Here is a 25,380-nt window from a genome sequence, read left to right as displayed (position 1 = left end):
AAGGTATAAAAAGAGAACTAAGTAAGATATCGATCCTTACTTACCAATTCATACAAAGGATGGTATGGTTCCTGCCGTTTTCCCACAAGAAGGCACACGCATGTCACTTAGTCACTCCGAACTACCTGCCGATATGCCTGCACCTGACGCTGGCGGCTGCCTGGCAACTCGTGAAATCCTGGATCGCATCGGCGACAAGTGGAGCCTCTACATTGTCGCCATGCTGGCCAATGGCTCGCGGCGCTTCAACGAATTGAAGCGCGGCATCGACGGCATTTCGCAGCGGATGCTGACACTGACCTTGCGCGGACTGGAACGCGACGGACTGGTAACGCGAACGATGTATCCAACGATTCCTCCTCGCGTCGATTACCAACTCACTGACATGGGAAGAACGCTGTTGAAGCCTGTCATGGCGTTGGTCAACTGGGCGAACGAGAATCAAGTCGCCATTGCCGAAGCGCATAAACGTTTTGACGAGGAGCCGGAGCCGGATCAGGTCTTGATTCAGGGCGTTGTCTACCAGCGTCGATAAACGGATCGAGGCCGTGGCTTGTGCAAACACAGCGGCGAAATCCAAGTGCCGGCTCGCGTCGGGACCTGTCCCGACGCGGATCTTTCTTGGGGTGCGAAAGCGCTGCATTTTCCGATCTATCCAGCAGGTGAAGTTCCGGCGAAAATGTCATCCGATTGGCCTCCATCGGGCTGAGCCGCAGGAGACACCGGCGGATGCCCGAAATGCTGCGCAGTCCAGACTCCGGACGAGGCCGTTCGCCATAGTCATCAATGACGTCAATAGCGACATTTACCCCCCCCCTTCGGCATGGAAGCCACTATCTGCCTGACCGGAAATCCGATGCATGGGCGGGCGTAGCGCAAGCACGCCACGCCCCGCCACCGCACTCAATCAGACCGCACGCGACACCAACTCGCCCAGCACCGTGTCCAGCGCGACATGGCCTCGCAAGATTTCGTCAGGACCGCTTTCGAAATCGATCCAGCCTTCGTTGAAGCCGTCCAGCATGCGCGTGCGCGGGCGCGGATGCTTCATGCCCTGCGCGCGAAACAACGCGTCCCACGTTCGCCTGTCGACGGCTTCCGCTCGCACGTCCCGGCCCAGAACGCGAGCGAAGGCCAGCGCGAGATCGTTGGGGCTCACCCGGCGCGAGCCTTCGAGCTCGACAACACGCACCCCGCTCCACGTCTGCCGAAGCAATTCCGTCGCGACGCGGCCCACGTCCGCGGTGGCGACCATCGGCACGGGCTTGTCGAGCGGCTGCAGATAACTGGCGACGACGCCCCCGTCGCGCGCGGAGGCAACGTCCCACGCGGCGTTCTCGATGAACCAGCCGGGCCGCAGGAACGTCACCGGCATCGGCATCTCGCGCAGCGCCTGCTCCATCAGCGTGAGTTGCGTGAGCAGATTGGTCTCGTCGGCCTGCGCGCCGATCGTCGACAGGCAAACGACCTTTTCGGGGCGCGCCTTCAGCAGCGCGGCGGATACGGCTTCGATCACCTTCCGCGCTTCGGGAAACCCGGGCGCCGGATCGAACACCGGCGGCAGCAGGATGAACACGCCCCTCGCGCCGGTGAATGCGGCGGCGAGCGACGAAGGGTCTTCCATGAACGCGGTCGCGACCTCGCACCCGCGCGCCGCCCATGCCGCTGCCCGCGTCGTGTCGCGTACGACCGCGCGCACCGCGTCGCCCGAGGCCAGCAGTTCGCGCGCCAGTGCGCCACCGACCTGACCGGTGATTCCAGTGATTGCATACATTGCTCGTTCTCCATGTGTGAATACGTGGCTCGCATTCTGGACAAACGCCGACCAAAACAAAATGACATGGATGGAATCAGATAAGTGACAACATGTCATCAATTCAGCATGATCGACACCGACGCCCGGCATGGCTACGCTGTGCGGCGTTGGCGTGTCGGCCTTCAGTGGGTCGCGCGCGATCGGCCAACCGTACTCAGTCGAACAACCATGAGATCCAGTAGCGAGAAACTGTCCGGCAGCATCAGCGTGTTCGCTGCCGTGGTCGATGCGGGGACGTTTTCGGCCGCCGCCGACGTCATCGGCATGACGCCGCCGGGCGTCAGTCGAGCGATTGCGCGGCTGGAGAGAAGGCTGAACATCCGGCTGTTCAACCGAACGACGCGGTCGGTGTCGCTGACCGAAGAGGGCCGCCGCTTTTACGAGCAGGTCATGCCCCATCTCGCCGGGCTGGAGGAAGCCGCGGCAGCGGCGGCGGGCAGCGTCTCCGCGGTGCGCGGAAGGCTGCGAATCAATCTGGATCCGGTCGTCTACCGGGCCATTCTCGGGCCACGGCTCGATGCGTTCATGGACGCGCATCCCGAGCTCGAAATCGAGCTCATCGCGCGCGACAGCCTGGGCGACCTCGTCATGGACGGCTTCGACCTCGCCGTGCGATTCGGCGAACCGCGGCCATCCAGCCTGATCGCGAGAAAGCTGCTCGATACCGGCGTCGTGACGGTCGCGGCGCCCTCGTACATCGCACGCCGGGGACGACCGGCCAAACCCCAGGACCTCGAAAACCGCAGCCACCGCTGCCTGGAATTCCGCAATCCGGAGACAGGCAGGCCGTTCGCGTGGGAATTCCATCGCCGGCGCAAACGCATCGTGGTCGACACCCGCGGACGCCTGACGGTCAACGATCCCGGCGCGCTGCTCAACGCATGCCTCGCCGGTTCCGGCATTGCGCAGATGTTGCTGCTCGGCGCCGAGCCGCTGATCGCCGACGGCCGGTTGATCAATCTTTTTCCCGAATGGGCCGACGAGCGGTACCCGTTATACGCGTACTACCCATCCCGGCATCACGTGCCGGCGAAGACTCGCGCGTTCCTGGATTTCATGGTCGAACTGACGGGCGTGCACGGCGGCGTCGGCGCCCGTTAGTGCTGTTCCGGCGAAACCCGTTAGCGAGCTTCGACAGGGTGCCGGCAGGTATCCGGCAATTGAATGCGCCGGGGGCGTCGATATCGTGATTGCTTACCTCGATAAAGACGATCGACGCGACCGCCTGCACCCGGTCGCGTCGATCAGTCCCGCTCAAATCTGCTGCTGACCGCCATCGACGAACAATTCGATGCCGTTCACGAAGCTCGCGTCGTCCGACGCCAGGAACAGCGCGGCGCTCGCGATCTCGCCCGGCTCGCCGAGGCGCCCCATCGGGATCTGGGCCGCCAGATAATCGGCAAGCCCCTGCCGCTGAGCCGCATCGTCACCGGCGAGATCCAGCAGGCCGGGCGTGCGGGTCGCGCCCGGGCTGATCGTGTTCACGCGGATGCGGCGGTCCTTGAGGTCGAGAATCCAGCTGCGCGCGAACGCACGCACGGCCGCCTTCGACGCCGAGTACACGCTGAACGCAGCGGTGCCCGCGCTACCCGCCGTCGAGCCGGTCAGAATCACCGATGCGCCATCGGCGAGCAGCGGCAGCGCCTTCTGCACGGTGAACAGCACGGCCTTCACGTTGCGATCGAAGGTTTCGTCGTAGTGCGCTTCGGTGATGCTGCCCAGCGGCAGCATCGAACCGCCGCCGGCGTTCACGAACAGCACGTCCAGGCGCCCCTGTTCTTCCTTGATTTGCGCATACAGCGCGTCGAGTTCATCGAGCTTCGTGGAATCCGAACGCACGCCGGTCGCGTTGCCGCCGGCTGCGCGAATCCCTTCCACGGCGGCATCGAGTTCGGCCTGCCGGCGGCCCGTGAGATAGACGTGCGCGCCATCAACCGCGAAGCGTTGGGCGGTGGCCAGGCCGATGCCGCTGGTTGCGCCGGTGACGAGTGCGATCTTGTTGTCGAGTTTGCGTGCCATGGTATTGCTCCTTTCGTTCGATCAATGTGTTTCGGTTGGGTGTGACGTGCTGCGATGTGAAGAGAATATCGACGGCCCAATCTTTTCGAAATAGAATCAATCGCAAACAAACGTTGCATAAATGCAAAGACGAGGAGAAATGGCGCAGCTACCTGATTTCGAAGGGCTCGCGATGTTCGCGAAGGTGGCGGAGCACGGATCGTTCGCCGCCGCGGCGCGCGCGACCGGCGTGTCGGTCGCCACTGTCTCGCGCGGTGTGGCGCGTCTGGAGGACCGGCTCGGTGCGCGGCTGTTCAACCGCACGTCGCGCCAGCTGTCGCTGACCGAGTTCGGCCGGACGATCAGCGAGAAAGCCGGCGAGATCTACCGCCAGGCGGAGGAGGCGGAAAGCTCGGCGCGCGAAATGTCGGTGCAGCCGCGCGGGCTGGTGCGTCTGGCCGTGCCGATGTCGTTCGGGCTGCGCTGGGTCGCGCCGCTGCTGCCAGGCTTCTTTCGCACGTATCCGGCGGTATCGATCGACCTGCATTTATCGGATGCGTCGGTCGATCTGATTGCCGATGGATTCGACGCCGCGTTGCGCATCGCCGCGCTGCCGGATTCGTCGCTGGTCGCGCGTCGGCTGTGCGCGGTCACGCAATTCGTGGTGGCGTCGCCGGAATATTTGCGGCGCGAAGGGCGACCCACGCATCCGACCGAGCTGGCGGATCGCCCGTGCCTGTCGTACGCGTATCGCGCGCGCAGTGCCGTATGGCGCTTCACGAACGACGCGGGCGACGAGGAATCGGTGATGCCGACGGGCCCGCTACGCGTGACCAACGCCGATGCGCTGTTGCCGACGCTGCTCGATGGTCTTGCTATCGCCGAGTTGCCGGAGTTCATTGCGTACGAATATCTGGCCGATGGCCGTCTCGAAGCGATCCTCACCGACTGGTCGCTGACGAAGGGCGGTCTTTATTTCGTTACGCCGTCGGCACGGGCGCGACCGGCCAAGGTGACGGCATTGTCCGACTACTTCGCCGAACATCTCGGCAATCCCGTGTGGCGATGGCCAAAGTGACGTGCTGGTGGGTGGTCGAGTCGAGCACCGCTGCCCCATCACTACCCTGTCACCTGATGCCGGGCACGTCCGACGCCCGAACGGCAACGCGCGGGCATGCCCCCTCGCGGCCGGGCGCCGACCTATCCTGCCTGCGAGACGGCCGGATCGATCTCGCGCGCCGTCAGCCCGAACCTCGCCATGCGAGCGCGATGGTCGGGCGAGCCGAGATAGCGACGAAGTTGCCGATCAAACGCGTCGAGAAGACCGCGGTTTTCCCGGCTGAACGAAAACGCGCCGAGCGGCGGTGTCCGCTGTCTGCCGTCGACATCCGGCTCGTGCGCGACGGCCTCGATCAGCGCGCTGCCTATCCGGCCCGCCACGATTCGATTCCCCAACGCGGTGCTCGCATAGGCGTCGATCACGCCGGAGAGCACGGCCGCGATCGCGTCGGCCTGCTGCTCGAAGACGACGATTTGCCGCCGGCTCACGCCCGACGCCATCGCGGAATCGTGCTGGACCTGCCCGGCAATGATGCCGAGGCGCGCATCGGGACGTTGGGCGATCGACGCATAACTCGTGAGCGCCTTCGGGTTGCCGGGCCGAACCAGAAAACCGTCTTCGATGCCCCACACCGGTGCGCTGAACGCAACGGTATCGGCCCGCTGCGGCGTCACGAAAAGCGGCACGTTCATGTCCCAGTGACCTGATGCGACGCCGGGCAGCAATTCGCTGAACGTCGTCGCGCAATACTCGATCCGGGTGACGCCAATCTGCCGGAGGATCATCGCCGCGAGTTCGAGATCGGCGCCGGTAGCGGTGCCCTCCGCTTCGGTCCAGCCGAATGGCGGTTCTTCGATGTACGCAATGCTCACCTTCATCGCTTTCTCTCGCAAGCCGAAGAATCGATCAGGAATTCATCAGCTTACCGTGGGAAGTCGACGTTCACTAAGCGTGGACAAAATTAATCCGGTGTAAGCCAGTCGACGTCATCATTTGGGTGCAAGCGTCAGTGAAGTCGTCAATTTGAGCCCCGATATCCGGCACGAGACATGGATCGACGCGTGACGGCATGAATTGGCTCCGCGCTATTCGACGTTATCCGCAACATCCGTCATCCGGATCATGTGCGGCTTGATGCCGTCGTCTTCCGCCGTCGCGGCTTCCTTCGGATGAATCAGCGCTTCGAGCCGCGCCTTCGTCGCGATGAACGCGGGCGTATTGACCTGCGAATAATCGCGCGGCCGCGGCACCGGCACCTCGATCAGCTCCTGCACCCCGCCCGGATTCGCCTTCAGCACCAGGATCCGGTCAGCCAGAAAAATCGCCTCGTCGAGGTCGTGCGTGATGAACAGGATCGTCACGTCGATGTTGCGCCAGATGTCGAGCAGGTGCGTCTGCATCCTCGCACGCGTCTGTGCGTCCAGCGCGCCGAACGGTTCGTCCATCAGCAGGATGCGCGGACGGTTCGCGAGCGCGCGCGCAATGGCCACGCGCTGCTTCATGCCGCCCGACAGCTGGTGCGGATACACGTCGGCGAAACGCGTCAGCCCGACGAGATCGAGCCACTGCAACGCCTCGCGCTCGGCCACGCCGCTGCTGCTGCCGTTCATTCGCAGACCGAACATCACGTTCTTCTTCACCGTGAGCCACGGAAACAGCGTGTATCCCTGGAACACCATCCCGCGATCGGCGCCCGGCCCGTCGACCGGTTTGCCGTCCAGCAGCACCTCGCCGCTCGTCTGCGCGTCGAGCCCGGCGAGGATACGGATCAACGTCGACTTGCCGCAGCCGGACGGACCAATCACGCACACGAACTCGCGCCGGTGCGTACGGAAACTGATGTCGTCGAGCGCGACGCAGTCGCCCTGCGGCGTCGCGAAACGCTTGCCGACGTGTCGTACGTCGAGTATCACGTCGCGGGCCTTCAGCCGCGCGAAGCGCTCGCGCACCGCGTCGGATTGGACCAGGTAATCGGGAACGGCTTGCGGATTCTGCATGATGCCCTCTGCGGAAATCGGTCGATGGGTACGGGCGGGCGGCGCTCACGCTTTCAGCGTGCGGTCCCACGGAAAGAGCCGGCGGCCGAGCAACCCGAGCACGATGTCGGTGCCGAGGCCGATGATCCCGATCATCAGGATCGCCGCATACACGTTGTCGAAATGCTGGTAGCGCGCCTGCTGGCTGATGTACCACGTGATGCCCGAACTCGTGCCGACCAGCTCGGCGACGATCAGGTAAGTCCATGCCCAGCCGAGCAGGATCCGCTGATCGCGATACAGGTCCGGCAGCACGCCCGGAATCACGACGTGCGTGAGCAGCTTCAGCTTCTTCGTGCCGAGCGTCATCGCGGCCTCGAACAGCCCGTATTCGAGCTTGCGCGTGGTGTTCGCGACGATCAGCACCTGCTGGAATAGCGTGCCGATCACGATGATCGCGATCTTCGGTGCGTCGTAGATGCCGAGAATCGCGACCATCAGCGCGCCGAACGCGGGCGCCGGCAGATAGCGGAAGAACTCCAGGAACGGCTCCTGCAGCCGCGCGAGCGCGCTGAAGGTGCCGCAGACGATGCCGAGCGGCACGCCGATCGCGGACGAAATCACGAAGCCCCAGAAGATGATGCGGATGCTGTGCCACAGGCTTTCGTGCAGCCACACGCCGTCGCGCGACGCGGGCGGCGTCGTGAACGCCGTATAGAACGCGCGCAAGACCTGGTGCGGCGCCGGCAGGTAGACCGGATTCGCGCGCACGCCTTCGGGCACCGCCGCGTGCGTCGCGCGTGCATGCGCGAGCTCGTCGTCGAACACGTCGCGGTCGATCTGCATGCCGGTCTGGAAATAATCGACGCTGCCCGGGTTCGTGATGCGCATCTGCGGATGCCAGACGAACGGGACATAGCTGATCAGGCACCAGACGGCGAACGGCAGCAGGAAGGACGCCAGCCCGAGCGTCCATTTGCCGCGCGTGGTGAGCTCGCGGCGCACCGCGAGCCAGCCGGTCGTGTTGCGGGTCGTTGTCATCGGAATCTCCGTCTCGTTTCGGGTGCCGGTCGCGCGGATGCCGCGGCATCGCGCGACCGTGCGTTCATTGCGGTGCGCCGCGCGCCGCCTGCGCGCGGTAAGCGCGCCAGCCGCCGAAGCGCGTGATGTCCTGCGCATCGTCGAGCGCTGCGCTTTCGCACAGGAAGCCCTGCACGCGCGCACCGTCGGCGAGTGTCAGCGTGCCGATGCCGAGCGGCGCCGCGATGCCGGCGACGAAACTGCCGTACGCGTCGACCGGCATCTCCCAGACCTCGACCGCGATCGGCGCGCCGCCGTCCGGCACGCGCACGAGGCCCGGTTTGGCGACACCGCCGCTTGCATCGGCGGACAGCGCATAGAGGCGATAGGCCGGCGCGGTCGTGGTCGCGGCGACGAAGCGCGCGCCACGCTGCGTGAGCTGCCCGTTCAACGGTTCGCCGCGAAGATGCGCGCCGACGACGGCCACCCGCACGACACCCGCGGCTGCGGCACGCGCCGACATCGCGGCCGCAGGCGGCCGAACGTCGTCGACGGCGGCAGCGCCATCGCCCCACGCGTGCGCGAGATCGAGCAGCCGCGCGTCGTCGTGCGCACGGCCGACGAACGTGATCCCGAACGGCAAGCCCGCATGCGGCCCGGTCGCGCACGTGCCCGCCGGCACCGCGATCGCCGACAGGTCGAGCAGGTTCACGAAGTTCGTGTAGTAGCCGAAGCGCGAATTGATCGCGATCGGATCGGCTTCGAGCGCGTCGACGGTCGCGGTCGTCGCCGAGGTCGGCATCACGATCGCGTCGAGGCCGTCCCACGCGCGGGCCGCATCGACGCGCAGCGCCGCGAGCCGGTCGAAGGCGGCGAACGCATCGGCGGCGCTGAAGCGCGCCGCGCCGCCAACGATTTCGCGGATCACCGGATGCAGCGCGTCGGGCTCGCGCGCGGCGAACGCGCCGATCGCGGCGAGCCGCTCGGCGACCCACGGGCCGTCGTACAGCAGCCGCGCGGCGGCCAGGAACGGTGCGAAGTCGATCTCGACGATCCACGCGCCGCTCGCGCGCAGCCGGTCGAGCGCCGCGCCCCACGCCGCGCGATACGATGCATCGCCGAAGAATTCGAGCTGATCGGCGCGCGGCGTGCCGAACCGCAATTGTGCGAGCGGCCGCGCCGGGTCCGCGCGCAATCCGTCCGCGCCCAACAGCGGCTGCCATGCGCGCCCGTACGGGTCGCCTTCCGTCACGCCGTGCGCGGCGGCGAACACGGTGCGCGCGTCGTCCGCCGAACGCGCGAACACCGACACGCAATCGAGCGACCGGCAGGCCGGCACCACGCCGAGCGTGCTCAGCACGCCCCGTGTCGGCTTGAGCCCGACGAGCCCGTGGAAGGCGGCCGGCACGCGCCCGGAGCCGGCCGTATCGGTGCCGAGCGAGAACGTCGCGACGCCGAGCGCGACCGCCACCGCCGACCCGGAACTCGAGCCGCCCGACGCATAGCGCGGATCGAGCGCATTGCGGCACGCGCCGTAAGGCGAGCGCTGCCCGGAGAGCCCGGTCGCGAACTGGTCGAGATTGGTTTTGCCGACGGGAATCGCACCGGCCGCGATCAATCGCTCGACCACCGGCGCGCTGCGTGCCGGCGTGTACGCATAGGCCGGGCAACCGGCTGTCGTCGGTATGCCGGCGAGGTCGATGTTGTCCTTGATCGCGAACGGCACGCCGTACAACGGCAACGACGCGATGTCGCGCCCCGCCAGCGCGTCGGCGTACGACATCATCTCGTCGCGCGTCAGCGGCCGGATCCACGCATGGTGCGGGTCGCCCGCGTCGAAGTGCGCGGCGATCGCGTCGACGAGCGCATGCGGCGTCAGGCCGCCCGCCGCGTAGCGCGCGCGCAGCGCGGCAATCGAGTGCAGCCCGGGCAGAACCGGGCGTTCCGTCGTGCTCATGCGACCTCCTCGGCGGCGCCCGTCTTCATCACCATCAGCCGCTGGCCGGCCACCACTGCCGCGCCAGGCGCGCAATCGATCGTCTCGATCGTGCCGTCTTCCGTTGCCGTCACCGCCACCTCCATCTTCATCGACTCGACGATCGCGACGACCTGCCCTTCGGTCACGCGCTCGCCGGCTTCGACCAGCACTTTCCACACGCTGCCCGATACGTCCGCGGCGATCGCGCGCTGCGTGTCGTCGAGCGCGCCCGCTACGCGGTCCGCTTGCGCATCGCCCAGTTCCCCGTCGCCGACGTATTCCGCGTGGCCCGCCGCGCGCCACCGCTCGCGCTCCGCGTCGAACGCGGCCTGCTGCGTCGCCTTGAACGCGGCGATCGACTCCGCCTCGTCGTGCAGGAAACGGTTGTAGGCGCGCAGATCGAACACGGATTCCTCGATCTTCAGCGTCGCGCGGCCCGCGATGAAATCCGCGCGCAGCGCAGCCAGTTCGGCCTCGCTGACTTCGTAGAAGCGGATCTCGTCGAAGAAGCGCAGCAGCCACGGCTTGCCGGCTTCGAATTCGCGCGTGGTGCGGTGGCGATTCCACATCTGCACGGTGCGGCCGACGAACTGATAGCCGCCCGGCCCTTCCATTCCGTACACGCACAGATACGCGCCGCCGATGCCGACCGCGTTCTCCGGCGTCCAGGTGCGCGCGGGGTTGTACTTCGTCGTCACGAGCCGGTGCCGCGGATCGAGTGGCGTCGCGACGGGCGCACCGAGGTAGACGTCGCCGAGGCCCATCACCAAATAGCGCGCGTCGAACACGATCCGCTTCACGTCGTCGATGCTCGCCAGCCCGTTGATGCGCCGGATGAACTCGATATTGCTCGGGCACCACGGCGCATCGGGCCGCACCGACTGCATGTAGCGCTCGATCGCGACGCGCGTCGACGGGTCGTCCCACGACAGCGGCAGATGCACGATGCGGTTCGGCACGCGCAGGTCGGCCACGTCGGCCAGTTCGCGCTCGGCGGCCTGCAGATGCGCGAGCAGCGCGTCCAGCGGCAGCGTCCGTGAATCGAACTGCACCTGGAGCGAGCGGATACCCGGCGTCAGGTCGAGCATGCCGGGCAGCCGGTGCGCGTCGAGCCAGCCCATCAGCGCGTGCACGCGAAAGCGCAGGTTCAGGTCGAGCACGGGCGGCCCGTATTCGACCAGCACGTTGCGGTCGCCCGAGCGCCGGTAGACGACGCCGATACCGCCGCCGGCCGACGGGTCGCGGTGCAGCACGCAATCGTCGGACGAGGCGGATGCAGCAGCAACAGCAGCAACGTCATCCGTCGCATTCACGATCGCCGCAGCCGATATCCCGACCGACACGTTCGCCCGCACGAACTGCACGGTATCGCCCGGCCGCAACTGCCCGAGCTTCCACAGCTCGTCGCGCACGACCGTCACCGGACACACGAAGCCGCCGAGGCTCGGCCCGTCCGGGCCGAGAATCACCGGCATGTCGCCGGTGAAATCGACGGCGCCGATCGCATACGCGTTGTCGTGAATATTCGACGGATGCAGCCCGGCCTCGCCGCCGTCCGCACGCGCCCATTGCGGCTTCGGGCCGATCAGCCGCACGCCGGTGCGGCTGGAGTTGTAATGGACGGTCCACTGCGTGCCGTACAGCATCGCGATGTCGTCCGGCGTGAAGAAATCCGGCGCGCCATGCGGACCGTCGAGCACGCCGAGCGTCCACGCATGCGTCAACGCGGGAATATCGGCCGCGGCCAGCGTCGCACCGGCGTCACCGCGCCCGGCATCCGCGTGCAGATGCAGCACGTCGCCCTTGCGCAGCGCGCGGCCCGCATGGCCGCCGAACTGGCCGAGCGTGAAGGTCGCCTTGCTGCCGAGATAGTCGGGCACGTGCAGCCCGCCCTTGACGGCGAGACACGCGCGCACGCCCGCGCCGGTCACTCCGCCGAGCTTGAGCACCGCACCCGGTCGTGCGCGCACGACCTGCCAGAACGGCACCGCTTCGCCGTCGAGCGTGGCCGCGAGCGGCGCGCCGCCGAGCACGAACAGCGTCGCGGTATTGAAGCGCAGCGTCGCGCCGACCATCGTGAATTCCAGCCCGGCCGCATCGCGCGCGTTGCCGAGCAGCGCGTTCGCGAGGTCGAACGCGCGATCGTCCATCGGCCCCGACGGCGGCACGCCGATGCTCCAGTAGCCGACCCGCCCGGGCGCCTGCTGCACGGTGGTCTGCACGCCGCCGTCCAGCACGTCGATCGTGTGCGGCGCGAACGCGAAGCGCGACAGGAACGCGGTCGTCGGTGCGCCGCGCGCGAACGTGTCGGAGCCGACGACGGCGCGCAGGTAGTCGAGGTTGGTCTCGATCCCGTACAACTCGGTCCGGTCGAGCGCGGCGCGCAGCGCGGCCAGCGCGTCGCGCCGCGTGTCGCCGTGCACGATCAGCTTCGCGAGCAGCGGATCGTAATGCGCGCTGATCTCCGTGCCTGCGTCGATCCAGCCGTCGACCCGCACGTCGTCGGGAAACGCGACGTGCGTGAGCAGCCCGGCGCTCGGCTGGAACTGCTTGTTCGGATCCTCCGCATAGAGCCGCACCTGGATGCTCGCGCCGCGCGGCGCGACGGCGAGCGTGTCGAGCGGCGGCAGGTCGCCTTCGGCCTGCAGGATCATCCATTCCACGAGATCGACGCCCGTCACGGCCTCGGTCACGCAATGTTCGACCTGCAGCCGCGTGTTCACCTCGAGGAAATAGAACTGCCGCGTGCTCGCGTCGAACACGAATTCGACCGTGCCGGCCGATGCGTAGCCCACCGCGCGCGCGAGCCGCACCGCGCTCCCGTGCAGCGCGTCGCGCTCGGCGTCGGTCAGGTCGGGCGCGGGCGTTTCCTCGATCACCTTCTGGTTGCGCCGCTGCACCGAGCAATCGCGTTCGCCGAGCGCGATCGCACCGCCGCGGCCGTCACCGAAGATCTGCACTTCGATGTGCCGCGCGTGTTCGACGAACTTCTCGAGATAGACGCCCGCATGCGCGAAGTTCGCGGCGCCGAGCCGCACGACCGATTCGAACGCCGCGCCGAGCTGCGCGGCATCGCGGCACAGCGACATGCCGATGCCGCCGCCGCCCGCGGTGCTTTTCAGCATCACCGGATAGCCGATCGCGTCGGCTTCGGCGAGCGCCGTCGTCACATCGTCGAGCAGCCCGGTGCCGGGCAGCAGCGCGACGCCGTGCGCGGCGGCAAGTTCGCGCGCGGTGTGCTTGAGGCCGAACGCGCGCATGTGATCGCCGCGCGGCCCGATGAAGCGCAGGCCCGCCGCTTCGCACGCGTCGGCGAAGCCCGCGTGCTCGGACAGGAAGCCGTAGCCGGGGTGCACGGCCTGCGCGCCGGTCTCGCGTGCGGCGTCGAGGATCGCCGCGACATTCAGATAGCTGTCGGCCGCCGGTGCAGGCCCGACACGCACGGCTTCGTCGGCGAGCGCCACGTGGCGCGCGTCGCGATCGGCATCCGAATAGATCGCGACCGATGCGATGCCGAGGCGCTTCAGCGTGCGGATCACGCGGCACGCAATTTCGCCGCGGTTCGCGACGAGGACTTTGGCGAATCTCATGTTGCCTCCTGCCGGGCCGCCCCAAGGGGCGTAGCGGGGAATTCGCGGAGCATCGCTCCGCGCCCGCGCAGCCGGCCGGCTTTGCAAAGCCGGCCGTGGACGGCAACCGCCCCCTTGGGGGGCAGCGAACGTGTCGGCCCGGAGTAGCGCTTCAGCGCGTACTCCGGCCCCATGCAAAGCAAGTGAGCGTGGGGGCAGTTCATTCCGCCTCCCACACGAGGAGGCGCACGGGCGTCGGGTTGTAACCGTTGCACGGGTTATTGAGTTGCGGACAGTTCGAGATCAGCACCGTGACGTCCATCTCCGCGCGCATCTCGACGTACTTGCCGGGCGCGGAGATGCCGTCCTCGAACGTGAGGCCGCCGAGCGGCGTGACCGGCACGTTCATGAAGAAGTTGACGTTGCCGACCAGGTCGCGCTTGGTCAGTCGCGCGCCGGCGCCGCACGTGCAGTGCGCGATCGCGTTGAGGAAGCTGTCGCGGCAGTTGTGCATGTAACGCTTGTCGAGCGCATAGCGCACCGTGTTGCTCTCGGCCGCGCACGCGCCGCCGAGCGTATCGTGACGGCCGCACGTGTCGGCGACGATCGTCGCCATCGGGTTGCCACGGCTCGACACGAGCACGCTGCCCGCGCTCAGGTACAGGTTGCGCTGCGCGCGGATCGTGTCCTGCGCGCTGTAGCGTTCCTCGGGATCGTCGGTGCTATAGAACAGCGTGTCGACGGCCTGGTTGCCTTCGAGATCGAGAATGCGGAAGGTCTGCCCGCGCTTCAGGTCGTGCAGCCACGGGTCCCCCGCGTTCAGCGTGGTGTCGTGGATCGCGTCGCGCGGGTCGAGTCGGCTTTCGATGATCGGCATGGTCTCGCTCCTCATGCGAACAGACGGTCGGTGTTGGCGAAGCCGCGCGTGTTCTCCGCGCATGCACGCCGGCAAGGGTCATCCTCGGGCGCCGCGCCATCAACCGGATACGCGCGGTACGCGATCAGCTTCACGGCCTTCGGCGCGTAGTCCGGGCGCGGATCGAGCGGATGCGGCGCGGTCGAGAACGCCGCGAGCGTATTCATCTCGAAGCGCAGGTCGAACGCGCTGCCGGCCGGCGAATGGCCGACGACGAAATCGAGCGCGCCGTCGTCGCGCGTATCCAGCTTGCTGAAGAAGTTGACGTTCGCGGCGAGGTCGCGCGCCGACAGGCCGTATTTCGCGAGCTCGAGCACGAGGCTGTCGCGGCCGTTGCGGATCATCGCGTTGCGATCGATCTGATACGACGACGTGCCGTACTTGTGCGCGAACAGCCGCGCATCGCCGACGCCGCCGAGCGGGTCGTGCCAGCCGAGCGTGTCGGCCGTGATCGATGCGATCACGCGCCCCATGTCCGTATACAGCGCATGGCCGCGCGTGAGATGCGCGGTGTGCTGCGCCTTCAGCGTATCGGCCATGTTGTAGCGTTCGAGCGGGTCTTCCTGACGATGAAACACGGCGGACAGGTTCGCGCCGCCGTCGATATCGACGATGCGCAGCGCGAGACCGCGGCGCAGGATGCCGGACCAGTGGGTTCCGGCGGGAATCAGCGTTTCCCACGCGACGTGTGGCGGCGGGGCAAGGACGGCTTGGGGGCTCGGCGACATGGCGGCTCCGGGGTCGGTTGGACAAAAGGCGTGAGAGGGCGACCGAACGACATCGCGACCTCCCGGGCTTTTATCCCTCCGTGGAGCCTCGCCGTTTCCTCTCATCGAGGCGAAGGCAAGACCGGATTGCTCTCGGACCAGGCATCGCGCGGCGCATGCCGCACGACCGGAACCCTAGCGATCCTGAAGATGATGCAAATTGCTTCGCACCTCTCGGGTATCGAATAAGCGAGTTGCATGCCAGCCGCGGCCCGTTGGCCGTACGACGCGGCCCGGCGGCGCGATGGCGCGCGGCAAGCGAATGGCGCACGCATGAGCTTGCCCTCGCGGCGGGCGTGCGGCGCACCATGCGCACGCAACCGCGCACCGGTGCAGTGCGCGTCGCGTGCTCTCGCACCGAACGATCCGCGATGGCATGGGCATTGCTGAACTCACGCACCGCCACCTCATCCTCGCACCTTCATGAACAAGCTCGACCTGCTCCGACGCGCGCTGCACGCGCTGTTCGCCGCCCGCTTCATCGAACTTCAGCGCACCCTGCGCCGCCGTTGAATCGCATTGCCGCGCGCCGTTGGCACGCTTCTCGCTCGGCATGACGCCGAGAGGTGCGGCGGCGTCGCATCTTAGGGGTGCTAGGGTTCCGGTTCATCGAATGTCTGGTCCGAGAGCAGCCCGGCGCGGGTTCATCCGATCGCGAGACCGGATGCACGCGTGCTACACGGCGGGACAAAAGCCCGGGAGATCGGCGATGGCAACGGCCGTCGCGCCTCTCCGTGGCCGCCCCGTTCGTTCCGCATCCGCAGGAACCGGTCACGCAGCCGGAACGTGTGTACGCGCACGGTCCGTATCGACGATCCCGATCCCGGTCTCCTGGAGAACAACGATGACCCGTCCCGCCCCGGCGTTCCGCCGCCTGCCGTCCTTCCGTTTCATCCGTCATGCATTGGGCGCCGCCGCCGCGGCCGCCGCGCTATGGGCGGTGCCTGCCGCGCACGCTGCCGCACCGCTGAAGATCGGCTACAGCGACTGGCCCGGCTGGGTCGCGTTCCAGGTCGCGCTCGACAAGGGCTGGTTCAAGGAGGCCGGCGTCGACGTCGATTTCGAGTGGTTCGATTATTCGGCGTCGCTCGACGCGTTTTCCGCAGGCAAGCTGGACGCGGTCGCGGCGACCAACGGCGATGCGCTCGTGACGGGCGCATCCGGCGCGAAGAACGTGATGATCCTGCTGACCGACTATTCGGCCGGCAACGACATGATCGTCGCGAAGCCGCCGCTGCGCACCGTCGAGGCGCTGAAGGGCAAGAAGGTCGGCGTCGAGCTCGGCCTCGTCGACCACCTGCTGCTCGAAACCGCACTGCAGAAGCATGGGCTCAAGGACAGCGACGTCACGCTCGTGAATGCGAAAACCAACGAGCTGCCGCAGGTGCTCGGTTCGTCGGCCGACATCGCGGCGGTGGCGGCGTGGCAGCCGAACGCGGGCGAGGCGTTGAAGCGCGCGCCGGGCGCACGCGCGATCTTCACGTCGGCGGATGCGCCGGGGCTGATCTACGACGCGATCACGGTCGCGCCGGCGAGCCTCGCCGCGCGCCGCGCCGATTGGGCGAAGGTGGTCAAGGTCTGGTATCGCTGCGTCGCGTACATCAACGATCCGAAGACGCAGGCCGATGCGGTCAAGATCATGTCGGCGCGCGTCGGGCTCGCGCCGGCGCAATACCTTCCGTTGCTGAAGGGCACGCACCTGCTCGACGAAGCGGCCGCGAAGCGTGCGTTCCGCAAGGGAGACGGGCTCGATTCGATCTACGGCTCGACGCGAAATGCGAATGCATTCAACGTGCGTAACGCCGTGTACAAGCAGTCGCAGGACGTCGATGCGTATATCGATTCGCGGTTTATTGACGTGCATTGACGGCAGCATGCCCGCCGGCGCGGCGATGTACCGCGTCGCGTCGGTGGGCAACGCGCGTCGGCCGCATGCTTCGTACAGGAGTGACGTTCCGCCATGTGCCCGGTTGAATGGCTACGACGCTGAATGACTATTGCGGCGAGGTGCGAACGGTAGCTTACGAGCCGTTGCCGACCCGGAAAGAAGGCGGCGTCGATGACCGCTGCCGACCCTGAGCGGACCATCGTTTTGCTCGGTAGCGGTCATTCGTTGTTGGGCTTGGGCGTTGGTATGATTCTGATTTGACTGGACAGAAGCGAGAATGAACAGCGAATGAGACTGGACATCGAGGGCAAAGCGGCCATCACCGCGCCCACGCACACACAGATCGCTCGTGCGCTCAAGTCACTGCGAAGCTACGGCAAGTCGACTTATGCGTCATTGACTGACGATGCAGGAAACTACGTGCAGGTTGCTGGCGGAGGTGTGAGCTGCATGATCGAGCGCTTCGAATTCGGCAGAGAACGATGGAGAGGGTTCCACGATAAGCCCTCGCCTGTACGCCCGGATGGCACGGTCCTTGTCTTTCGAGCGGGCAACATCCCGATGCGCTCCGATGAATGGTTCATGGCCGACCAAGTCGTCGAAGTATTTCTGGCCTTCCTCAGCGGTACACCGTATCCGCCATTTGTTCACTGGCGCTTAGCGCCGGGCTTTTGACTCTGAGACGCAAATCGCTCTTCGACGAGGCATTGTCAACGATCCGAGGGATTGGTCAAGTGTCTCCTGTTGGCCGAACTGGGCCGACCATTCGGTCAAGGCGAAATTCTCAGATGGAACTGTCAGCGAAAGCAGTAACTTGGTCTCGGGTTTTCAGACAGGCTTTTTGTCCCCTGAACGAGTTGAAGATCGCCTCGTGTGCGCCATACGAACTAGAACCTGTCCGATACCGGTACGAATTCGCCCACTTCAATAATTCCGCAAACGACTGCGCATCCCCGCCGCGCCGCATACCACGCTGGCGAATGTTCTCGATGCATTCAGATTCGTCCACATCTATCCAAACCAACGCCGTCGCAGCCGACAAAATCTCGGAGACGATCCAGCCGTAGATACCTTCAATTACCCAACGCTCTCCGGCGGCCGCTTCGCGTGCCATTGCGATTACATCTTCTCGCTTCCGCGGCATGTTGTAACCACTTGGCTCCCAGTGGAGCAGGTCAAGGTCGACCCAAGCGCTACCGAACGCGGTAGCGAGCTGTTCCGAAAGCCAGCTTTTCCCCGAACCGGAATTTCCAATCACGAGCGTCTTGACCAGATTCATGCGCAACTGCCCACCTTTCGTGTGCTTGGATCAGAATTGTCGCCAGTCTATGTCAACCCGTCGACCGGCCGCTTCTGGCCGATAGCGGCCTCTCGCCACACCGCCAACCGCAAGCCCGACGGCGAATCATCCCCCGGCCCGCACTCCCCGCTTCACCCGCCCCTCGGCAACCGCACCGTAAAAACGGTTTCCGTCTGATCCGACCGCGCATCAATCCGGCCGCGATGCGCCTTGGCGATTTCGTTGGCGATAAACAACCCGAGCCCTAGACCGGCATCATCCCCCGTCCGTCGCGAACGATCAGCCTCCCCGCGCTCGAGCGGATCGAAAATACGGTCGAGCGTGCGCGGATCGATCGCCGGCCCGCTGTTGCCGACCTCGACGACCACGTCGGCGCCGGTCGTCGCGGCCACCACCCGCACCGGTGTATCGCGCGCACCGTACTTGACGGCATTGCTCACCAGATTGCTCAGCAACTGCTGCATGCGCTGGTCGTCCCACTCGCCCCGGAGATCCCCACCCATATCGACGGTGATTTCGCGATCCGGATGACCTGCCCGCAGCTCGTCCACCACATTGACGAGCACATGCGCGAGGTCGATAGGACGGGGAACGACGTTGATGCCCAGCCCGAGCTGGGTTCGATTGAAATCGCAGAGATCATCGAGAAGGCCCTGCATGCGACCACCGCTTCTGATCAGCCGAGCGGCGGCCTCCGATATCTCCTCACCCGCATTGAGCGCGGCAAGATACGACGCCGTGAGCTGGATCGTCTGCAGCGGCGTGCGCATGTCATGGCTCAGCATGCCGAGAAACAAGTTACGAGCCTGTTCGACCTGTTCGGTAAAAAACGAGACGGATTCCGCGAGCGCCTGATCGATCGCTTCGTTGAAGCGAATCATGTCGTCCATGTCGACCGGGCCCGGCCGACACGCGTCGATCCACAGGCGCAGCACGCTGGCACGCAGCGCCCGATACTCGGCCGCCAACTGGTTGATGTTGAAACCCCGCTGGGCGCGCAAAACGGCATGCGTCTGCGCGGCCGTCTCGCTGGCGTTCGCCGGCTCGGGTGCGCGCCCCAGCGATTTTTCGTGTTGCGCTTCCCTCGTCTGCGGGGTCGCGATGTCCTTGGCGACGGCGATCAGGATCTCGCGCGCGTGGTCGCGTAGTCCGTGCGAGGTCATGTGCCTCGCGGCCGGTAACAGCGTGGCAGCAAACGCTTCCCACTGCACCAGGATCGGTTCCATGTTCCGTACGATGAAATCGGAAAGACGCATGTCGCCCCTCACAACGGAATGAACGGTGGACGCTTCTGTCGAACCGCAAGATATCACGTGAATGACGGCGAGGCCCGCAGCGGGCTTCGATTCGCACGCCCGTCACGTCGGGCGGCCACTATCGTCGATAATCGATCCGCGTCATTCCGGTTCCGCAGGGCGCCACCTTTCAATTGCCGCGACACCGGCAGCACGAACCTTGCTTCGCGCCCGTTCGACCTCCATCCGACGGTGGGATCGGCCGCCGCTTCCTGTCACGGCCGGCCGCCGGCACGAGATTGCACATGCCCAGGAAAAAATCCAGCCTCTGGTTGCGACATCTTGAACTGTTTTCCGCGGCGGCCGGTGCACGTCCGAAGAAGCGCGCCGGCAAGGCGCGGCCGGCCGCCCAAAAAACCGCCACCAGGCTCGCTCAACGGCCCGCCAAGCCGGCCGCCCCCGCCCGCGCCGCCAAACGGACGGGTACCGCACGCGCGCCGTCGGCCCGGCCGCCCGGCACCTGGCTCCGGTCGTTTCATTCGGCCGGCCCGAGCGCCGGCCGGCTCGTGAACCATCTCGCGTACGCGCTGTATCTTCCCGCTACACCTGCCCAGACAGCGGGCATGCCCGTCGTCGTCATGCTGCACGGCTGCAAGCAAACCGCCGAATCGTTCGCCGCGGGCACGCGCATCTGCCGTCTCGCGGAGCGCTCGGGGTTCGCCGTGCTGTTCCCCGAGCAGGCCAAGACGGCCCATGCGCACCGTTGCTGGCACTGGCATGGCGACGCGACCCAGTCGGAAGCCGCGTCCGTCGCGTCGCTGGTCGACGCCATCGTTCAGCGCCACGGCTTCGATCGCGACCGGATCTACGTGGCCGGCCTATCCGCCGGCGCGGGGCTCGCCGCGGCGCTGGCGCTCCGGTATCCCGACCGCTTCGCGGCCATCGGCCTGCACTCCGGGCCGGCCATCGCGCCGCCGTCGTCGACGATGGCTGCGATGAGCCTGATGCGTCGCGGCCTCCGCGACGATCCGATCCACGCGCTCGACGCGTGCGCCGACGTCGCGGCCTATCCCGGCATGCCGGCCTTCGTGATCCATGGCCGGCTCGATACGGTCGTGACCGACCGGAACGCGACGCAGCTCGGCATCGCGTTCGCGCGGCTCAACCGGCTCGTCGACGAACACGGTGCGATCCGCGTCGGCGAACAACGCAGCTACGCGCACGACGATGCGGACTACGTCGACTATCTGAAGGGTGGACGGCTGGTCGTCAGAGTGTGCATCGTCCGCGGGCTGCCGCATGCATGGAGCGGCGGCGATCCGGGCGAGCCGTTCCATTCCGCCACCGGCCCGGACGCGACCGCGATGTTCTGGCATTTCTTTCGTCGTCAGCGCCGCAAGCGATTGGCGTGACGCGCGGCGCTCGCGCCCGTCGCCATCGCGTCGTCATGCCCGTTGCTCCAACGCCGCCGCGTTCGCACGATCGCCGGCACGCCGAACCGGCAACCGTATCCGGAAGGTCGTGCCGCGTCCCGGCTCGCTGGTCACGTCGATGGTGCCGCGATGACGCTCGACGATGCCATGCGATACCGACAGCCCGAGCCCCGTGCCCTGCCCGACCGGTTTCGTGGTGAAGAACGGATCGAAGATCCGCCGGACGACGTCGGGCGTCATGCCGGCGCCGGTGTCGCTGATCGCGATCGATACCTGGTCGCCGTCGCTCGACGTGCGGATCGTGATCACGCCGCGCTCCGGAATCGCCTGCGCCGCGTTGACCAGCAGGTTCATGAACACCTGGTTCAACTGCGACGGCAAGCATTCGACGTGCGGGACGTCGCCGTAATCGCGCACGATGTCGGCCTTGTACTTGAGCTCGTTGTGGACGACGTTGAGCGTGCTCTCGAGGCCCGCATGCAGATCGACCACGCTCCATTCGTCGCTGGCCGGGCGCGAGAAATCGCGCAAATCCTGCACGATGCGCCGCACGCGCAGCGCGCCGTCGATCGATTCGTCGATCAGCATCGCGATCTCGTCGCGGACGTAGTCGAGATCCGCGACACGGTGCACGGCCGTCAGCGCGTCACGGGTGGCCGGATCGAGCTGCGGCAGCGTGGCCTCATGCGCCGCGACCACGTCGAGCAGGCTGCGCACCCACGTCTTCAGCGTATTGAGGTTCGCGCTGACGAAGCCGATCGGATTGTTGATCTCGTGCGCGACACCGGCCGCGAGCTGCCCGATCGACGCGAGCTTTTCCGACTGCAGCAATTGCTCGTGCGTTTCCTCGAGCGCATGCAGCAGGCGCCGCTGTTCGTCCTTCTCCTGTTCGAGCAGCGCGTGCGCGGCCTTGCGTTCGTCGATCTCGGTCGCCATGTTCTCGCGCGTACGTTGCAGCATCTGCGTCGTCTGCTCGTAGCGATGCAGTGCGCGTTCAAGTTCGCCGGTTCGCAACCGCACGAGTCGCTCCAGCGTGTCGGTCATCCCGCGCAGGAACGTTGTGCGCGCATCGAAACGGCACACCAGCAGCGTGACGACCAGCGTCGCCATCGTGAACAACGCGACCGTCGTCGCGAGCCACGGTGCGTCGACGTCGTTCGCGGCGCCGCACCGCGCATCCGGCGCGAAATGCGCGGCCGCCATCGCCGTGTAGTGCATGCCGGTAATCGCGATGCCCATGATGACGGCCGCGCCGATGCGCTGCGCGGTCGCGTAGCGTGCCTGCTGCATGCGCAACGCCTGCGCGATCCACAGCGCGGCCGTCGACGCGATCACCGCGATGCCGATCGACGCGGCGAACAGCAACGCATCGTAGCGAATGCCGGGCTGCATGTGCATCGCGGCCATCCCGGTGTAGTGCATGCCGGCGATCCCGCCGCCCATCAGCACGCCGCCCGCGCACATCCGCCGCCAGCCCAGCCGTGCGCGCGTGACGACGTTCAGCGCGAAATACGACACGAGCACCGCGATCGCCAGCGAGGCGCCGGTTTCCTGCCATGCATAGCCGAGCGGCACCGGCAACGAAAACGCGAGCATGCCGACGAAATGCATCGACCAGATGCCGGTGCCCATCGCCGCCGCGCCACCGCCCAGCCACGCGCGCTTGAGCTTCGGATTGTCGAGCAGCGAAATGAACGCGGCGAGGTCGAGCGTCGTATAGGAGGCCAGCGTCGCGATCGCGAGCGACAGCAGGACGAGCGGAACGTTGTAGATGCCATGCATGATCGGACGCCCGGAACGGGTTGATTGCATCGCCGCGGTGCGGGCGCTCGCGCGCACCGCGGCCATCAGGCCGCCGTTCGACGTCAGGCCGGCGGCGCGCCTGGGTGGGGGGCGTGCGCGTGCCCCGCCGGACGGGCCAGCACGAGAATGTCGAACGGCGTGCCCTCCCGCGTTTCGAAGCGGCGCACGAGTTCGATCTGGTGCGCGGACATCACGCTGCCCTTCGTCATCAACAACACGCCGCGATGCGTGCGCAGATCGTCGGCGAGTTCCATTCCTTCGCGCAGTTGAGCCGACCGGATTTCCGCGACGGACGCCGCGATGCCGAGGCTCGCCGGATCCCGCATCAACTCGACGAAGCGTGCGACCAGTTGCGGGTCGTAACGCACGCCTGCTTGCGAGTGCAACACGTCGATCGCCTGCTCGATCGAATGCGGCGCCCCGATTTCGCCGTGGCGCAGCCCTTCGAAATCGCGCGCGATCGCGACGATCCGCGACCCGACCGGGATCGCGTCGCCGACCAGCCCATCCGGCGTGCCGCGGCCGTTGAAGCGCTCGTACTGGTGCAGCACGATCGACGCGACCTTGTGCAACTGGGCGACCGGCGTCAGCACCATCTGCGCGCGCAGCGGATGCTCCTGGAACACCCGGTGCTCGTCCGTCGTCATCCGCGTGAGCGGCTTGTGCAGCAATTCGTCCGGCAGCGACAGCTTGCCGATGCCGTGCAACAGCCCCGCGAAATAGACGTCCTGCGCATGCAGTTCGCTCATCCCGTCGGCGATCGCGAGCCGGCGCGCGATCTCGCCGACGCGCATCGCATGCCCGCTCGCGGCCCCGCAGCGCAGCTCGATCATGCTTGCGCACACCTGAACCATCGCCGTGAAGCTGCTTTTCAGGTCGCGCTGCGCCGCTTCGAGGAACATCACCGTCTGGCCGAGCTCCTCGGTGCGCGCGCGAACCTGCGTTTCGAGATCCGTGTTGAAACGGCGCAGCGCTTCGTTCTGCGCTTCCGTCAGCGCCGCCAGCCGGGCCGCTTCGCCGCGCAGACGGCGCTGCTCCAGCGCGTGCTCGATCGTCAGCAGCAGGTCGTGATCGTCCCACGGCTTGTTCAGGTAGCGATACACGCCGCCTTCGTTGACGGCCTGCATGACCGACGCGATCTCCGCATAGCCGGTGAGCAGAATGCGCATCGTGTCCGGGTACAGCCCCCGCGCGCGCGCCAGGAATTCCGCGCCGCTCATGTGCGGCATCCGCATGTCGGACACGATCAGATCGATTTCCGTCGACGCCAAGATCTCGAGCGCGGCCTCGCCGCTGTCGGCGGTCACGATGTCGTAGCCGGTGGGCCGGAACACGCGCCTGAGCGCGGACAGCACGTTCGGTTCGTCGTCGACCAGCAGGATCGACGGTACGCGCGCCGCGTCGCCGGATGCCGCGGCGGTGTCGGACGTTTCGGGCGGCACGGCATTCACGCCGTTTGTTGCAGATGTCGTCATAATCGGCCTCGGCTCCATTATTTACGCCCTCTCTGCAACATCGGCCGGTGCCGCGTTTTCCACATTGGTGAAAACGCTAATGCGTGCGTGTCGATTTCAACCGGAATGCATCACGCGAGTGCTACGTCGTTGCCGCGCCCGGTTCGCGGCGGTAGGTGATGTCCCATTCCGCTTCGTCGGTTCGCACGAAGCCGTGCCGTTCGTAGAAGCGGTTCGAATCGCTGCCGCGCAAAGCGCCGACGCGAACGGGCATTCGCTGTTCGTCGGCGTCGGCCAGGATCGCGCGCAGCACGGCGGCGCCGATGCCTTTGCGCTGATGCGCGGGCACGGGCCACCGGGCATCGAGGACGCGTGATCGCTTCAGCGCGCCTCGATGCCTTGCGCTTGCATGAACTGACTCCGGACATCTTCGCTCAACACGGACTTCGGCGGCACACCTCTCGTCGATCGGCGAGCGCGAAGCAAGCGAGCGAGCCGATGCGATCGGCTCAAGGAATAAAAAACGCTGGCCAGTAAGCTGGCCAGCAAAAGGTTCTGGCGATCCGAGGTTGAGTGTGCCAGAACCGCATACATTGACCGGCGTACGTGTACAAACGGACGGAGACGGCAAACGACCTGCCCCAAAGATCGGGACGCCCGGCTCGACCCCGCGCAACAATCTGTGATCGCAGTTTAGGCCAAGCTCACGGATGCTGCCACGCGAGCGTTCACGCCCGCAAGCTCCAACGCATCGTCGGAATTCGGCCCTTCCCATGTCGCGATCATCGCATCGGTCGGCAGATAGTCGGGATCGGCCGACGCGACGCCGGCCCACAGTCCTTGAGACACCTGTCTCCCATGGAGATAAAAGTGCAGCTCCCGGCCAGCGCGCTCGCAAGTACACCGGATTCTCTCCACCGATTGGCCCAGCCCTCTGATCTGTGCGACCTGGTTGCGATCCAGCTCGAACATGGCGCTCACCACCCCGTCGCAATCGACAATGCCGATCATGTTGCTGTCATCGGTGAATGTCCACGACGGATGCGGCGTGCCCAAACGCAGCATGAAAAAATCTGCGGATTCTGAACCAATCATCATGTTTCTCCTGCAACGATACGCCGCTCTACTAACTGTAACTTGATAAAGACACGCGCTCATCCAATGCCC

20 protein-coding genes, 1 pseudogene and 2 riboswitches are annotated in these 25,380 nt (G+C 66.4%); of the genes and pseudogenes, 6 read left to right on the top strand and 15 right to left on the bottom strand.

From position 1 onward, the window contains the following. Positions 1–100: 100 nt before the first annotated feature. Positions 101–535, top strand: coding sequence for a helix-turn-helix domain-containing protein (locus HWX76_RS13240; protein WP_050015389.1), 435 nt, complete (start codon positions 101–103; stop codon positions 533–535). 372 nt (positions 536–907) lie between these two features. Here the strand turns inward: HWX76_RS13240 and HWX76_RS13235 are convergent, their stop codons facing one another. Further along, positions 908–1,774: an NmrA family NAD(P)-binding protein gene (locus HWX76_RS13235; RefSeq protein ID WP_176015980.1), complete on the bottom strand. Its 867-nt coding sequence runs from the start codon at positions 1,772–1,774 to the stop codon at positions 908–910. A gap of 210 nt (positions 1,775–1,984) precedes the next feature. On the opposite strand from HWX76_RS13235, the gene HWX76_RS13230 reads away from it, so the two are divergent. Then, the gene (locus tag HWX76_RS13230; protein WP_089490056.1) at positions 1,985–2,917 is read left to right on the top strand and encodes a LysR family transcriptional regulator; all 933 of its coding nucleotides are present in this window, start codon (positions 1,985–1,987) and stop codon (positions 2,915–2,917) included. 153 nt (positions 2,918–3,070) lie between these two features. Here the strand turns inward: HWX76_RS13230 and HWX76_RS13225 are convergent, their stop codons facing one another. Next, entirely contained in the window at positions 3,071–3,835 is a 765-nt protein-coding gene (locus HWX76_RS13225) for an SDR family oxidoreductase (RefSeq protein ID WP_176015902.1), read from the bottom strand. 139 nt (positions 3,836–3,974) lie between these two features. Here HWX76_RS13225 and HWX76_RS13220 point away from each other — a divergent pair, with 139 nt between their 5' ends. Next, a complete protein-coding gene (locus HWX76_RS13220) occupies positions 3,975–4,892 on the top strand; it encodes a LysR family transcriptional regulator (RefSeq protein WP_176015901.1) in 918 nt (305 codons plus the stop codon). 122 nt (positions 4,893–5,014) lie between these two features. On the opposite strand, the gene HWX76_RS13215 is transcribed toward HWX76_RS13220, so the two are convergent. The 7 genes from HWX76_RS13215 to HWX76_RS13185 all read right to left on the bottom strand — a co-directional run bounded on the left by HWX76_RS13215 (position 5,015) and on the right by HWX76_RS13185 (position 15,061). Further along, on the bottom strand, positions 5,015–5,752 hold the full coding sequence (locus tag HWX76_RS13215) for a transporter substrate-binding domain-containing protein (protein WP_089490059.1): 738 nt from the start codon (positions 5,750–5,752) through the stop codon (positions 5,015–5,017). A 207-nt stretch (positions 5,753–5,959) separates the two neighbouring features. Further along, on the bottom strand, positions 5,960–6,871 hold the full coding sequence (locus HWX76_RS13210) for an ABC transporter ATP-binding protein (protein ID WP_050015400.1): 912 nt from the start codon (positions 6,869–6,871) through the stop codon (positions 5,960–5,962). A 45-nt stretch (positions 6,872–6,916) separates the two neighbouring features. Beyond that, positions 6,917–7,891 (bottom strand): ABC transporter permease, encoded by a 975-nt coding sequence (locus HWX76_RS13205; protein WP_050015417.1) that lies wholly within the window; start codon positions 7,889–7,891, stop codon positions 6,917–6,919. 64 nt (positions 7,892–7,955) lie between these two features. Then, positions 7,956–9,827 carry an allophanate hydrolase gene (atzF, locus tag HWX76_RS13200; protein ID WP_124630110.1) on the bottom strand — a complete coding sequence of 624 codons (1,872 nt, stop codon included), beginning with the start codon at positions 9,825–9,827 and terminating at the stop codon, positions 7,956–7,958. After that, complete coding sequence (gene uca / locus HWX76_RS13195; protein WP_176015900.1) at positions 9,824–13,438, bottom strand: urea carboxylase; 3,615 nt, start codon at positions 13,436–13,438, stop codon at positions 9,824–9,826. Before uca ends, atzF begins: the two co-directional genes overlap by 4 nt. Positions 13,439–13,637: 199 nt before the next feature. Next, a complete protein-coding gene (locus tag HWX76_RS13190) occupies positions 13,638–14,294 on the bottom strand; it encodes an urea amidolyase associated protein UAAP2 (protein ID WP_124555495.1) in 657 nt (218 codons plus the stop codon). A gap of 11 nt (positions 14,295–14,305) precedes the next feature. Further along, positions 14,306–15,061 (bottom strand): urea amidolyase associated protein UAAP1, encoded by a 756-nt coding sequence (locus HWX76_RS13185; RefSeq protein WP_124637502.1) that lies wholly within the window; start codon positions 15,059–15,061, stop codon positions 14,306–14,308. Positions 15,062–15,118: 57 nt separating this feature from the next. Beyond that, positions 15,119–15,250, bottom strand: a riboswitch (guanidine-I (ykkC/yxkD leader). A gap of 432 nt (positions 15,251–15,682) precedes the next feature. After that, a riboswitch (guanidine-I (ykkC/yxkD leader) is annotated at positions 15,683–15,804 on the top strand. A 140-nt stretch (positions 15,805–15,944) separates the two neighbouring features. Between HWX76_RS13185 and HWX76_RS13180 the strand changes: the two genes are divergently transcribed. Beyond that, a complete protein-coding gene (locus HWX76_RS13180) occupies positions 15,945–16,967 on the top strand; it encodes an ABC transporter substrate-binding protein (RefSeq protein WP_176015899.1) in 1,023 nt (340 codons plus the stop codon). 309 nt (positions 16,968–17,276) lie between these two features. Continuing rightward, complete coding sequence (locus tag HWX76_RS13175) at positions 17,277–17,663, top strand: hypothetical protein (RefSeq protein ID WP_060225654.1); 387 nt, start codon at positions 17,277–17,279, stop codon at positions 17,661–17,663. Positions 17,664–17,772: 109 nt separating this feature from the next. On the opposite strand, the gene HWX76_RS13170 is transcribed toward HWX76_RS13175, so the two are convergent. Next, a complete protein-coding gene (locus HWX76_RS13170; protein ID WP_124556463.1) occupies positions 17,773–18,267 on the bottom strand; it encodes an adenylate kinase in 495 nt (164 codons plus the stop codon). A gap of 152 nt (positions 18,268–18,419) precedes the next feature. Next, positions 18,420–19,544: a sensor histidine kinase gene (locus HWX76_RS13165; protein WP_176015898.1), complete on the bottom strand. Its 1,125-nt coding sequence runs from the start codon at positions 19,542–19,544 to the stop codon at positions 18,420–18,422. Between the two features lie 284 nt (positions 19,545–19,828). Here HWX76_RS13165 and HWX76_RS13160 point away from each other — a divergent pair, with 284 nt between their 5' ends. Continuing rightward, a complete protein-coding gene (locus HWX76_RS13160) occupies positions 19,829–20,935 on the top strand; it encodes a PHB depolymerase family esterase (RefSeq protein ID WP_050013500.1) in 1,107 nt (368 codons plus the stop codon). Positions 20,936–20,968: 33 nt separating this feature from the next. On the opposite strand, the gene HWX76_RS13155 is transcribed toward HWX76_RS13160, so the two are convergent. The 4 genes and pseudogenes from HWX76_RS13155 to HWX76_RS13140 form a co-directional block, all read right to left on the bottom strand. Next, a complete protein-coding gene (locus tag HWX76_RS13155) occupies positions 20,969–22,738 on the bottom strand; it encodes a histidine kinase (protein WP_050013641.1) in 1,770 nt (589 codons plus the stop codon). Positions 22,739–22,821: 83 nt separating this feature from the next. After that, positions 22,822–24,234: an HD domain-containing phosphohydrolase gene (locus HWX76_RS13150; protein ID WP_050013501.1), complete on the bottom strand. Its 1,413-nt coding sequence runs from the start codon at positions 24,232–24,234 to the stop codon at positions 22,822–22,824. A 121-nt stretch (positions 24,235–24,355) separates the two neighbouring features. Next, a pseudogene (locus tag HWX76_RS36675) lies at positions 24,356–24,583 on the bottom strand (GNAT family N-acetyltransferase); the annotation flags it as partial. Positions 24,584–24,906: 323 nt separating this feature from the next. Beyond that, positions 24,907–25,311 (bottom strand): hypothetical protein, encoded by a 405-nt coding sequence (locus HWX76_RS13140; protein WP_050013502.1) that lies wholly within the window; start codon positions 25,309–25,311, stop codon positions 24,907–24,909. Positions 25,312–25,380: the final 69 nt, after the last annotated feature.

The organism is Burkholderia sp. BCC0398, from assembly GCF_902833245.1.
GTDB lineage: Bacteria > Pseudomonadota > Gammaproteobacteria > Burkholderiales > Burkholderiaceae > Burkholderia > Burkholderia sola.
This window is presented reverse-complemented; position numbering and strand designations above follow the sequence as displayed.

Bases quoted from the DNA above. Each gene is read 5' to 3' on its own strand.
- HWX76_RS13240 (WP_050015389.1), top strand. From the start codon at position 101: ATGTCACTTAGTCACTCCGAACTACCTGCCGATATGCCTGCACCTGAC.
- HWX76_RS13235 (WP_176015980.1), bottom strand. From the start codon at position 1,774: ATGTATGCAATCACTGGAATCACCGGTCAGGTCGGTGGCGCACTGGCG.
- HWX76_RS13230 (WP_089490056.1), top strand. From the start codon at position 1,985: ATGAGATCCAGTAGCGAGAAACTGTCCGGCAGCATCAGCGTGTTCGCT.
- HWX76_RS13225 (WP_176015902.1), bottom strand. From the start codon at position 3,835: ATGGCACGCAAACTCGACAACAAGATCGCACTCGTCACCGGCGCAACC.
- HWX76_RS13220 (WP_176015901.1), top strand. From the start codon at position 3,975: ATGGCGCAGCTACCTGATTTCGAAGGGCTCGCGATGTTCGCGAAGGTG.
- HWX76_RS13215 (WP_089490059.1), bottom strand. From the start codon at position 5,752: ATGAAGGTGAGCATTGCGTACATCGAAGAACCGCCATTCGGCTGGACC.
- HWX76_RS13210 (WP_050015400.1), bottom strand. From the start codon at position 6,871: ATGCAGAATCCGCAAGCCGTTCCCGATTACCTGGTCCAATCCGACGCG.
- HWX76_RS13205 (WP_050015417.1), bottom strand. From the start codon at position 7,891: ATGACAACGACCCGCAACACGACCGGCTGGCTCGCGGTGCGCCGCGAG.
- atzF (WP_124630110.1), bottom strand. From the start codon at position 9,827: ATGAGCACGACGGAACGCCCGGTTCTGCCCGGGCTGCACTCGATTGCC.
- uca (WP_176015900.1), bottom strand. From the start codon at position 13,438: ATGAGATTCGCCAAAGTCCTCGTCGCGAACCGCGGCGAAATTGCGTGC.
- HWX76_RS13190 (WP_124555495.1), bottom strand. From the start codon at position 14,294: ATGCCGATCATCGAAAGCCGACTCGACCCGCGCGACGCGATCCACGAC.
- HWX76_RS13185 (WP_124637502.1), bottom strand. From the start codon at position 15,061: ATGTCGCCGAGCCCCCAAGCCGTCCTTGCCCCGCCGCCACACGTCGCG.
- HWX76_RS13180 (WP_176015899.1), top strand. From the start codon at position 15,945: ATGACCCGTCCCGCCCCGGCGTTCCGCCGCCTGCCGTCCTTCCGTTTC.
- HWX76_RS13175 (WP_060225654.1), top strand. From the start codon at position 17,277: ATGAGACTGGACATCGAGGGCAAAGCGGCCATCACCGCGCCCACGCAC.
- HWX76_RS13170 (WP_124556463.1), bottom strand. From the start codon at position 18,267: ATGAATCTGGTCAAGACGCTCGTGATTGGAAATTCCGGTTCGGGGAAA.
- HWX76_RS13165 (WP_176015898.1), bottom strand. From the start codon at position 19,544: ATGCGTCTTTCCGATTTCATCGTACGGAACATGGAACCGATCCTGGTG.
- HWX76_RS13160 (WP_050013500.1), top strand. From the start codon at position 19,829: ATGCCCAGGAAAAAATCCAGCCTCTGGTTGCGACATCTTGAACTGTTT.
- HWX76_RS13155 (WP_050013641.1), bottom strand. From the start codon at position 22,738: ATGCATGGCATCTACAACGTTCCGCTCGTCCTGCTGTCGCTCGCGATC.
- HWX76_RS13150 (WP_050013501.1), bottom strand. From the start codon at position 24,234: ATGACGACATCTGCAACAAACGGCGTGAATGCCGTGCCGCCCGAAACG.
- HWX76_RS13140 (WP_050013502.1), bottom strand. From the start codon at position 25,311: ATGATGATTGGTTCAGAATCCGCAGATTTTTTCATGCTGCGTTTGGGC.